This is a genomic window from Flammeovirga aprica JL-4 (assembly GCF_012844305.1).
GTDB lineage: Bacteria > Bacteroidota > Bacteroidia > Cytophagales > Flammeovirgaceae > Flammeovirga > Flammeovirga aprica.
In genome coordinates this window covers 92,469-104,412 of sequence record NZ_JABANE010000016.1, presented here as the reverse complement: position 1 = coordinate 104,412, position 11,944 = coordinate 92,469, and the positions used below count along the sequence as shown (strand labels likewise).

Genomic DNA, 11,944 nt, shown 5'->3' with positions numbered 1-11,944 from the left:
TTGGTAAACAGTTGTTTCTTCAATTTTCAAAAGCTCATTTTTAGTTATACTTTAAAATGTCTCAATACTTATTTCATAATAAAAACACCACCACAAATACCTCAAAAAGATATTCATGATGGTGTTCATCATTTATAATAATAAAAGTCCTAAGCCTTCACCAATTGCCCTTTATTGACAATCGCTACGGCTTTACCTTTTAATTCTTTTCCTACGAATGGTGTATTATTTGATTTTGATTGGATATCACTTTCAGCAAATGTCCATGTAGCTTTAGGATCGAAGATTGTTAATACTGCTTTGCTACCTTCTGCGATTGGTGCTTGTTCTACCTTCAAGATTTGACGAGGATTTGTTGTCAACTTCTCAATAATTGTATCTACATCAATCTCTTTTGGTAAGTTAGAAACGATAGATGCGAAAGCTGTTTCTAAACCGATGATACCGAAATCTGCTAAATCAAATTCTAAACGTTTTGACTCCGTATCTTGAGGAGTGTGTGAAGAAACAATCGCATCGATTGTACCGTCTTTGATTCCTTCCCAAAGAGCGTCAATATCTTTTTGAGATCGGAATGGAGGATTTACTTTTAAGTTAGTATCAAAAGAGGCTAAATCTTCGTCTGTGAAGGCTACTTGATGAGCAGCAATATCACATGTTACTTTTAACCCTTCTGCTTTTGCTTTACGGATGATGTCTACTGACTCAGGTGTTGAGATATTGGCAAAGTGTACTCTGCCGTCTGTGTAAGTCAACAATGAGATGATTTTTTGGATGGCTAACCACTCCGCTACGTTTGGAATACCTCTTGTTCCCATCAATGTAGATGGAATACCTTCGTTCATATGACCGTCGTTGTTCAGCGTTTTCTCATCTGCTTTTTCGATCATCAAACCATCAAACAATTGCATGTACATCAAGGCTCTTTTGATAACGCCAAGGTGCCAAGATGATTTTACGCCATCTGTAAACGCTACAGCACCGGCATCATGCATGTCTTTCACCTCATTCATCTCTTCTCCTTTACAGTCTTTTGTCAAAGCACCCATAGGATGGATTTGAACTGCAGAAAAAGTGCTCATTTGCTTAACGAAATGAATGCTTTCTTTGGATTGAATAACTGGAGATGTGTTTGGTAGAGTGGCAACGTCTGTAAAACCACCAAAAGCGGCTGCTTTTCCTAAAGAGGCAATATCTTCTTTGAATTCTTCACCAGGCTCATTTAGAGTTGCTCTCATATCAAACCAACCTAATGAAACGTAAAGTTTCTCATTTCCTTCAATGACTTCAGCATTGGAAGCATCGATTTTTTCAGTGGAAATTTTGTTGATGATACCATCCTTAATAAGGATGTTTACAATTTGTTTGTGATAGGTTGAGGAAGGGTCTGATACTCTTACCTTACTGAGCAAAATTTCTTTCATTACCATGTGACTCAAAAAGATCTTATATTAATTTTTGGCCACACCAATGAAAATCGAGGTGATTATTGGAGTAACCGGACAAATTTAAGATAAAAAAATGAAGAATGAAGAATTAAGAATAAAGAGTTTGAATAGAAATAATGCTCGTTACACTACACTATTAATTCTTACTTCACGAAGCAGGGCTAAGAGGCTACTGGAAACGCTCTGATAAAGTTAATGTAGAAAGGGTTTTAGAATGAAAAAGAGACAAATTATCGTGCACCATGACTGAAGTCATGGGCTGATGATATTTACTCCGACAACACTAAAGCGTTGCCTCCGTTTCCAACCTTCAAGACTTAAGTCTTGACTAGGTTGTTTTATCACCTGCCCATAGTTTTAACTATGGTGTACGAAACACTTAATTACTTTTAGCAACTAAAATAGTAAATTAATACTTGAACAGATTTTCAACCATAAAAAAAGAGACACTTCTCAGTATCTCTCTTAATAAAAAATGCTTTCAAATTTGTTTTACCAGCCTGCAAACTTGATGTTTTCCGACTTGAACAACTTGAACAGCATCCATAATATTTTTTACTAATCTCAATCCCATTCCTCCTTTACGATGTTCTTTAATTACATCATTGATAGTAGGGGACTGATAAGTTTTTATATCAAAAGCTTCACCGTTATCTTTTATTTCGATAACCACACTTTCGGCATCTATAGTAGTAGTAACAGTTACTTCTATTTCTTTGGTGGGATCACAGCTGTTAGAATGAATCATTCTGTTTGCACACACCTCGTCAACTGCCACAACGATCATATCTCGTTTAGAATCAGGTACACTGTAGCTAGCTAATGCCGAAAGAATGAACTCTCGGATTATATGTAGATTAGCGGTCTCACAGTTGACTTTTTTTCTAAACATCACTGTCCTTTAATAATTTGGATGGCTTTTTCTTTGGTGGTAGCCAGATTTAAAAATTGATCTACTCCTAAAATTTCGAATACACTTCTAATATTATCTGCAACATCAAACAAAACCATCGTAATGTGGTCTGCTTCGATATCGTCTAATCTGGATGTAAAAACACCAATTCCTGCAGATGAAATGTAAGTTAACCCTACACAATTTATTAATAACTTCTTGTCTCCTCTGTCAATCACTTCTTGTAGTTTTGTATCTAAATCTACAGATGAACTTGCATCGAGCTCTCCAACCACATCGATTAGAGTGAAGTCACTTTCTTGTACAACATTAACGTCTACTTTAGTCATTACGTATACGGTTTAACATCATTAAGGTTTCCCTTATTTTGATTTTTTTTTACATTTTTTATCAAATCACTAAATATAAGGTTGTAGACCGCTATGATCTACAACCTTATAAATATGATCTTTGGAAAGAAATCAATACGCTGATTATAAAATCAACATAGCGTCTCCATAGCTTAAGAAACGGTATTTTTCTTTGATTGCTTCCTCGTAAGCTCTCATCACTAAATCATAACCACCAAATGCAGTAGCCATCATTAATAATGTAGATTTAGGCTTATGGAAACCTGTCACCATTGAGTTTACAATTTTGAAATCGTATGGAGGGAAGATAAATTTGTCTGTCCATCCTTCGTTTCCTTTCAATGTGTTAGATGCTGATACAGATGTTTCTAAAGAACGAAGTACTGTAGTACCAATAGCACAAACATTTTTCTTGTTTTCTAATGCTTTGTTTACCACTTCTACTGTTTCTTCACCTACTCTGTAGTGCTCAGAATCCATTTTATGCTTTGTCAAATCCTCCACGTCCACATCTCTGAAGGCACCTAAACCAACGTGCAATGTGATAGGAGTGATATCAACACTCTTGATTTCGAATCTTTTGGCGATTTGAGGTGTAAAGTGAAGACCTGCAGAAGGAGCTGCTACGGCACCTTTATTAGCAGCAAAGATAGTTTGGTAACGATCTTTGTCTGATGGCTCAGCCTCACGACCTAAATCTCTTGGAATTGGCGTCTCACCTAATTCCTCAATTGTTCTATAAAATTCTTCTTCCTCACCGTCTACTAAGAAACGGATCGTTCTACCTCTTGAAGTCGTGTTGTCAATAACTTCCGCTACTAAACTACCGTCTCCAAAGTATAATTTGTTACCTACACGGATTTTACGAGCAGGATCAACCAATACATCCCATAAGTGAGATTCTTTATTGAGTTCACGAAGAAGGAAAACTTCGATTTTAGCACCTGTCTTTTCTTTGTTACCATAAAGGCGAGCTGGGAAAACCTTAGTGTCGTTCATTACCAACACATCTCCATCATCAAAGTATTCCACGATGTCTCTGAACTTGCGGTGTTCAATTTCTCCTGTCTTACGATGTAAAACCATTAAACGTGCATCATCACGATTTTCCTCAGGATACTGAGCGATTAGATCTTCTGGCAGATCAAACTGGAATTGGGATAGCTTCATGGAATGAAATTACGTATTATTTTCTTTCTGTAAATATCAATATTAGCTTAACTTTACACAATACACACAAAATGCGTACCTTGAAAATCAAGACGGTAAATTTAACAAATAAAGATTAGATAATTTCCAAACAATCTTTTAGATAGAGATTTTATCATCAATTTTCCATCATTTTTTTTATAAAACATGCTTTTTATAAAACTTTTTTTCGAAAGTTTCCGATTTGCAGTCCATGCTCTGAAAGAAAACATACTTAGAACAGTCCTCTCTCTGCTCGGTGTCACGGTTGGTATTTTTGCCATTATTGCCATCTTTACTTTAGTTGATGCTCTCAATAATGGTATACAAAGCAGTCTTTCAGTGTTTGGTAATAATGTGATTTACATAGGAAAATGGCCCTTTTCATTTGGTGAGGGGGAGTACCCTTGGTGGAAATATTACAGACGCCCGAATCCTGATAAAAGTGAGCTAGAATTTATTCAGGAAAATGCGAAATGGGTACAATCTATTGCTATCTATGAGCAGAAAAGAGGAAATACCATTAACTATAGAAGCAACACTTTTGAAGATGGAAAAATCATTGGTGCTTCTTATGAATACAATAAAATCAATTCTATGCCTATCAGCGAGGGACGCTATTTCACACAAGGTGAAATGAGTGCCGGAACTCAAAAAGCAGTCATCGGAAGCGATGTAGCGAAACAGCTTTTTCCTAATGGTGATGGACTGGGAAAAATCATAAAGGCTAAAGGAACAAAGTTTCAAGTCATTGGTATTTTTGAGAAGCAAGGAGAGAGCTTTATTCCTACACCAAGCAATGATGATGTGATTTTTATCCCTTACAATTCTTTCATCAAAATGTATGCATCAAAAGGACGGTGGATCAATACCAACCTTATTGCGAAAGGGTATGATAAGGACGAAAATATGGGAGAAATTCTAGCAGAATTGCGTGGTTTATTAAGAATTAAAAGGGGATTGAAACCCAAAGAAGATGATGATTTTGCCCTCAACAGAACGGATGCTATCGTTGAATTTGTCAATGGTATTACTGGTTCATTGAAAGTGGCAGGTGGTATTATTGGTCTTTTTTCCATTCTTGTAGGCGGTTTCAGTATTGCCAATATTATGTTTGTTTCTGTAAAAGAAAGGACATCACAGATCGGTATTCAGAAAGCATTAGGTGCTAAAAACTACTTTATTTTATTGCAGTTTTTATGTGAATCCATGTTCTTAAGTTTCTTTGGAGGAATGGGCGGACTGTTTTTAGTTTCGCTATTATCACTGTTATCTACGGAAACCTTTGTGATTTCTCTTAACTTTACCAACCTGATTATTGGTATGCTTATTTCAGGTCTGATCGGCATTATTTCGGGTATTGCACCTGCAATTTCTGCTGCAAAAATGGACCCTGTAGAAGCAATGAGAGCCGCGTAAATATCATCTATCCCCTAAGAATTTATGATCACACCTTCTGAAAGGATCAGTGCATCTTTTCCTTTTGAACCTACAGACGGTCAGAAAAAACTTTTTGACCTTTTGGATCACTTTGTATTAGAGAAAAACAACCGACGCAACACATTTTTATTAAAAGGATATGCGGGTACGGGTAAGACCTCTGTTTTAACAGCTTTTGCTAATGTTTTGAGGTTTTATTCTTACAAAACCATGATGTTGGCACCGACAGGCAGAGCGGCAAAAGTGATGTCTTCTTATGCAAAAAGAAAGGCCTATACCGTTCACCGTATCATCTATAAACAAACTGAAGACAAAGAAACGGGGTTATTGAGGTTTGAAAGACAAAAAAACAAGGCTCAAAATACTATTTATATTATTGACGAGGCCTCAATGATTGATGATCAGCCTCATACAGCAGGTGAGGGACTTTTAAAATCTATTGTTGATTATGTTTTTGAAGACCCTAAATCCAATAATAAGCTCTTCTTAATTGGAGATACAGCTCAGCTTCCTCCGGTAAAACAGGAAATCAGCCCTGCCTTGGATGAAATCTACTTACAGAACGTTTTCCGTCTGAGCATTATCAGTCATGAACTAACAGAGGTGGTGAGACAAGCTTCTACTTCTGGCATTTTATACAATGCCACTTTAGTAAGAAATTGCCTTGCTCAAAATACCGATATTCAATTTAACACTACTTCTTTCAAAGACATCTTTAAAATGGGTTCGGACCGCTTAGAAGATGGACTGCTGTATGGCTATGATAAATATGGTGTTGAAAATACGGTCATCATTACCCGTTCCAATCGTGCGGCTACACAGTATAATCAATACATCAGAAGGCAGATTCACTTCAGAGAAGAGGAACTAGATGCGGGAGATTATTTGATGGTGGTTAGAAATAACTATTTCTGGTTAGATGAAGATTCCCCTGCCGGATTTTTGGCCAATGGTGAGTTTATTGAAGTAGCAGGTGTTGGGAATATTGAAGAAAAATACGGCTTCCGTTTCTGTGATATACGTTTCAGATTATTGGATTATGAGAATCACCCCACAGTAGAAGCTAAAATAATTCTGGATACTCTTCACTCTTTTACCCCACAACTGGAAAGAGAAGAATCAAGAAAATTGTATAATTCTGTGATAGAGGAATACGCTGATATTGAAGATGCAAAAATCCGTAATAAAAGATTAAAAGAAGATGAGTACTTAAATGCTTTACAGGTAAAATTTGCTTATGCATTGACCTGCCATAAAGCACAGGGTGGACAATGGGATGCTATTTTTGTGGATATAGGGTACTTAAGAGACGATATGATTGATACTGATTTCCTTCGCTGGCAATATACAGCAATCACAAGGGCTAAATCAGAATTATTTTTAATGAATTATCCTGATCGTTTTTTTGAAGGCAGTAATCAGAAAAAATAATATGAATTCGTGTTATTTATTTTTAGCTTGGTACTTATACTCTTAATTATAAAATTATGTTCAGAACTCCTCTCCCAATCACCCGACTAGTAGAATCCGCTAAATTGAAGTACAAAGTCTTCAAGTCATCTTCCCCTTACAAACTTGTTGTCGGTAGTTCAGGCATTCATGATCAAGGGTGGATAGGAAGTGATATTTTTGGACTGAATATTTTAAAAGAGGAGAACTGGGATTTTTATTTCAAGAAAAACTCTATCCAAAATATTATGGGAGAGCACGTTTGGGAACATCTTACACAAGAAGATGGTGCCTTAGCGGCTGAAAACTGTTACAAGTTTCTTCAGAAAGGAGGAACATTAAGAATTGCTGTTCCTGACGGCTATCACAAAGACCCAGAATATATTGATTTTGTAAAGCCAGGCGGAAAAGGAGCAGGGGCTGATGATCACAAAGTGCTTTACAACTATCAATCATTGGGTAAGATGTTAGAAGTCATTGGTTTTAAGGTCACTCCGGTAGAATACTTCGATGAAAACAAACATTTTGTGACCTCTGATTGGAGTTTAAGTCATGGTACAATTAGAAGATCCCTCAAATTTGACGAACGCAATAAGGATGGTAATCCTAACTACACCTCTCTAATTATAGATGCTACAAAAGTTTAACAGTTATTTGGCAATAATTATTAACTTTGTCGGATGAATGATTTTTATTGGTAATCAAGCCATTATTATAAACTACAGCATTCATATTTAATTAACCCTTTTTTTGTAGCCAATTTACTTTAAACGCTACATTACCAATCTTTTTTTAATTACTATGACAGACGACAAATTTTGTATCCTTATTGTTGATGATGCTCCAGAAAATATTGATATACTAAGAGGACTCCTAGGAAATGAATACAAATTGAAAGTAGCTTTAAACGGTAAAAGAGCGTTAGACCTAGCGAAATCAGAGCCTCAACCCGACCTTATTTTATTAGATGTGATGATGCCGGAAATGGACGGCTATGAGGTCTGCAAAATTCTGAAAGAAGATCCTGAAACAAATGGTATAAGTGTTGTTTTCTTAACTTCAAAAACTGGAACTGAAGACGAACAGAAAGGCTTTGCATTAGGCGCTTCTGATTATATCACAAAGCCTTTTGATCCGGAGACAGTGATGTCAAGAATCAACACTAGAGTGAGAATAGTTTCTCAGGAAAAGCAATTGAGAGAACAGATCGAACAGTTGAAAAATCAATCTGCACCTAGCCCTAGCACTCTATCTGAAAATGATCTTCAAAGTCTTATCAATCAAGGAGAAAGTGAAATTTTAGAATTCAAATCTACCCTGAGATTTAATCTTTATACCAATAAAAATGAATCCCGCATTGAAAATCAGTGTTTGAAAAGTGTAGCAGCTTTGCTTAATGGCAAAGGTGGTTATCTATTGGTGGGAGTAGATGATGATGGAAATGCGTTAGGCATGAAAAAAGATGGATTCAAAAATGAAGATAAACTGCTCCTTCATTGGCACAATCTACTAAGAGAATACCTGGGTGCTGATCTTGCGGGAGCTGTAAATACAAATATTCATGATTTACAAGGAGAAAGAGTGATGGTTATTCATTGCGAACCTTCTCCACGACCAGTCTTTTTTAGTAGAGATGCAGATGAAGCATTTTATGTGAGAATGGGTAATTCTAGTCAAGCTCTAAAACCTAGTGAAATGCTTTCTTATGTAGATTCCCGATATGGATCTACACGATAATATTACGCCATAAACCAATAAACTATGTCCAAACAACCAATACTGGACCCTCGATATAAAAACAAAAGAGAAACCACTTTCTTCTTCTTGGCTTCTCTTTTGACGGCTATCGCTTTTTCCTTTTTTGGATGGGAATTGTATCACTCTTACCGTGATTCTGAAAGAGAAAATAGAATCATCTGGAAAGTTTCTTCTCTGCAAAAACAAATTATCTATTATGATGAAGTATTAACTACATCTACTCAAATGGCTGCTTTGACAGGTGACCGTAAATGGGAAGATAAATACAGAGTGTATGAGGAAAAACTGGATGATGCCATTAAGGAGGCCTTGGTTTTAGAAGAATCGAAAGAAATCCGAAATCTTCTCAATCAAACTAGTTCTGCCAATGAAAAGCTGATAGAAATTGAGAATCGTGTTTTTCAATTGATCGCTCAAGGGCAAAAAGAGGGTGCATTTCTTTTATTGAACAGCAGTGAGTACAATGATCAGAAAAGTGTTTATATCTCTTCTATGCAAAAGTTTTCTACACTTTTGGATCAGCAGATTAAGAACATTTTCAATCAGAAAGAAAAAAGAATTAAGATCGACCTGACTGGTGTTATCTTATCTATTATTGGGGCCATTATTGGATGGATTTTAGTTTTTAGAATGAATAGAAGGTTACATAAAAACCTCTATACTAATAATGTTGACCTTCAAGAAAACTTAGAAAAGTTAGAAGTTCTCAATAAGAATCTTGATGAAATAGTAGAGACTAGAACGCAGGAATTAGGGATTTTCAGACGCTTTGCAGAGTCCTCTTCCAATGGCCTTGGTATGGCTGATATGCGAGACCAATCTATTGTTTATGTCAACGATTCTTTGAAAGTACTACTTGGAGAAGATGAAGTAGACGCTGTTTACGAAAAGAAAATTCAAAGTTATTATACAGAAGAATCGAAACAGAAAATACAAGAGGAAGTGCTACCTGTAGTAATGGAAACAGGGGCTTGGAGTGGAGAACTGAAAATGAAAACCGCCAAGAACCAATATGTTTCCACATTCGAGAATTACTTCCTTGTGAAAAATGAAGCTGGTGAACCTGTTTACCTTGCTGATGTAATTATTGATATTTCTGATAGAAGAGCGGCTGAGGATGAATTGAAAGCCGCTAAAACAATTGCTGAAGAGGCGGCAAGTGCCAAAAGTATGTTCCTTGCCAATATGAGTCATGAAATCCGTACGCCTATGAATGCAATTATGGGACTGACCAATCTTGTATTGGATACGGATCTAAATGATAAACAACAGGATTATCTGAAAAAGATACAGCTTTCGTCTCAATCCTTATTGGGGATTGTCAACGATGTACTTGATTTCTCAAAAATTGAAGCTGGAAAAGTTGATATTGAATCTATCCATTTCAATTTGAATAATGAGGTATTGGAAAATATATCAACAGTGATAAGTCTAAAAGCTGCTGATAAAGGTATTGCACTCAACTTTGAAATTTCTCCAGATTTACCACAGGTATTGAGAGGAGATCCATTGAGATTGGGCCAGATTATATTGAATTTACTCAACAATGCCGTCAAGTTTACTTCTAAAGGAAGCGTGACGCTAAGAGCATTTATTCAAGATACAAGTGCTGAAGGAGCCACATTAAGAGTGGAAGTTACAGACACTGGTATTGGCCTTACTGAAGAACAGCGTAAAGGACTCTTTGAATCTTTCAATCAAGCTGACACCTCCACAACAAGAAAATATGGAGGTACAGGATTAGGTCTTTCTATTTCTAAAAAATTGTCAGAACTGATGGGAGGCGAAATAGGAGTAGAGTCTACTTATGGTATTGGATCTACATTCTGGTTTACGGTACAATGTGAAAGAGTTGATCCTTCATCCATTACCAATGAAAATTCTTATCATTTAAAGAGTCTGATTGGAAGCAAAGTTTTGGTGGTAGATGACAATCAAAATTCATGTCTGGTATTGAAAGGTTATCTTGAAGGATTTGGCTGTAATGTCATGATCAAAAATAGTGGTGAAGAAGCACTCGAATTAATTGAGGGCTCCAATACTACTTTTGATTTTATTCTGATGGATTGGCGTATGCCTGGAATTGACGGAGTAGAGACGACAAAAAGAATTCGTCAGTTATCAAAAATCCATGCTACTACTGATATCCTTATGGTCACTGCTCATGATAAAGTAGAACTAGGAAAACAGCTGGATGAACATCAGGTTTCTGGTATTATCGTAAAACCTGTTGAAGAACAGCAACTGTTAGATACTCTCTTATCACGCTTTGGTTTTGCGGCTTCTTCTGAGTTCAAAAATAAGAATGGGTTCCCTAAGCAAGTAGTTGGTGCTAAAGTTTTATTAGTTGAAGATAATGAAATCAATCAGCTGATTGCCTCTGAAGTTTTAGCCAAACAAGGTGTATTTATTGATACGGTTGATAATGGTCAAAAAGGAATTGAAGCGGTGATCAAAGCCTACGAAGAAGGAGATCCTTATGAAGGTGTGTTGATGGATATTCAAATGCCGGTAATGGATGGCTATCAAGCTACAATAGAACTAAGAAAGGATCAACGTTTTACTGATCTGCCTATTATCGCGATGACAGCCAATGCGATGTCGCAGGATAAAGATAGAGCTAGGGAAGCAGGGATGAATGATCACATTGCAAAGCCTATTGAAAATGAGCAACTTTTTGCCATTATGGGCAGGTGGATCAAAGCTGAAAATCCTGAACTTCACAACAAATCTCCAAAAGAAGAACAGCAACCCACTTCGCAAGAAAGTGAAATTGTCATTGAAGGAATTGATACAGTATCTGCCATCAAAAGGTGCGGTGGAAATAAAGAATTATTTATCAGTGTGCTCCAAAAGTTTGCCGAGAAGCAAAAGGATGCTAAGTCTCGCTTATTGAAAATAGAAGAGGAGCAGAACTTCACTTTACTTCAGGAAGAAGCACATGCTATCAAAGGAGTGGCAGCCAACTTGGGGATTTCAAATGTATATTCTCAAGCTGAATTTGTAGAACATGCCTTAAAATACAATAAGGGCTATGAGAAAGCTTTACTTGATGATTTAATTGCTGAAGTAGAAAAAAGCTTAGGGATCATCAATCATTACTTCAAAGGTTTTGAACAAAAAGAAACTTCAAATGATGTTGTTGATATTATTGAAAACCTTTCTCCTTTAGTAGATGAACTCAATGAATTTTTAGAAGCTGGAGATCCAGAAGCTTCCGAAATCATTAAGAAAATAATTCCATCAGTAAAGGATGAAAAAACGGTTGATAAACTCAAAGAAATTGAACAAAAAGTAAGTCAATATGAGTTTGAGGAGGGAGCGTCAATTCTCAAATCGTTAGAACTTTAAACCCCTAAAAAATCCACTGAAAACTATATTCAGTGGATTTTTCTTTT

Annotated in this window: 9 protein-coding genes; 5 read left to right on the top strand and 4 right to left on the bottom strand. The window is 36.3% G+C overall.

The genetic code is table 11. The features are described from left to right. Window positions 1-149: 149 nt before the first annotated feature. The 4 genes from HHU12_RS08170 to queA all read right to left on the bottom strand — a co-directional run bounded on the left by HHU12_RS08170 (window position 150) and on the right by queA (window position 3,881). Window positions 150-1,424, bottom strand: coding sequence for a dihydroorotase (locus tag HHU12_RS08170; RefSeq protein WP_169656248.1), 1,275 nt, complete (start codon window positions 1,422-1,424; stop codon window positions 150-152). Window positions 1,425-1,929: 505 nt separating this feature from the next. After that, window positions 1,930-2,340, bottom strand: coding sequence for an ATP-binding protein (locus tag HHU12_RS08165; RefSeq protein WP_169656247.1), 411 nt, complete (start codon window positions 2,338-2,340; stop codon window positions 1,930-1,932). Then, a complete protein-coding gene (locus HHU12_RS08160) occupies window positions 2,340-2,690 on the bottom strand; it encodes an STAS domain-containing protein (protein ID WP_169656246.1) in 351 nt (116 codons plus the stop codon). Before HHU12_RS08160 ends, HHU12_RS08165 begins: the two co-directional genes overlap by 1 nt. Window positions 2,691-2,834: 144 nt before the next feature. After that, complete coding sequence (gene queA / locus HHU12_RS08155) at window positions 2,835-3,881, bottom strand: tRNA preQ1(34) S-adenosylmethionine ribosyltransferase-isomerase QueA (RefSeq protein ID WP_169656245.1); 1,047 nt, start codon at window positions 3,879-3,881, stop codon at window positions 2,835-2,837. A 186-nt stretch (window positions 3,882-4,067) separates the two neighbouring features. On the opposite strand from queA, the gene HHU12_RS08150 reads away from it, so the two are divergent. From HHU12_RS08150 to HHU12_RS08130, 5 genes are all read left to right on the top strand, one after another. Continuing rightward, window positions 4,068-5,318 (top strand): ABC transporter permease, encoded by a 1,251-nt coding sequence (locus HHU12_RS08150; RefSeq protein ID WP_169656244.1) that lies wholly within the window; start codon window positions 4,068-4,070, stop codon window positions 5,316-5,318. Window positions 5,319-5,342: 24 nt separating this feature from the next. Next, entirely contained in the window at window positions 5,343-6,770 is a 1,428-nt protein-coding gene (locus HHU12_RS08145; protein WP_169656243.1) for an ATP-dependent DNA helicase, read from the top strand. 56 nt (window positions 6,771-6,826) lie between these two features. Further along, entirely contained in the window at window positions 6,827-7,435 is a 609-nt protein-coding gene (locus HHU12_RS08140) for a class I SAM-dependent methyltransferase (protein WP_169656242.1), read from the top strand. A gap of 154 nt (window positions 7,436-7,589) precedes the next feature. After that, complete coding sequence (locus tag HHU12_RS08135; RefSeq protein ID WP_169656241.1) at window positions 7,590-8,525, top strand: response regulator; 936 nt, start codon at window positions 7,590-7,592, stop codon at window positions 8,523-8,525. A gap of 24 nt (window positions 8,526-8,549) precedes the next feature. Beyond that, window positions 8,550-11,897, top strand: coding sequence for a hybrid sensor histidine kinase/response regulator (locus HHU12_RS08130; protein WP_169656240.1), 3,348 nt, complete (start codon window positions 8,550-8,552; stop codon window positions 11,895-11,897). The last annotated feature ends 47 nt before the right edge of the window (window positions 11,898-11,944 follow it).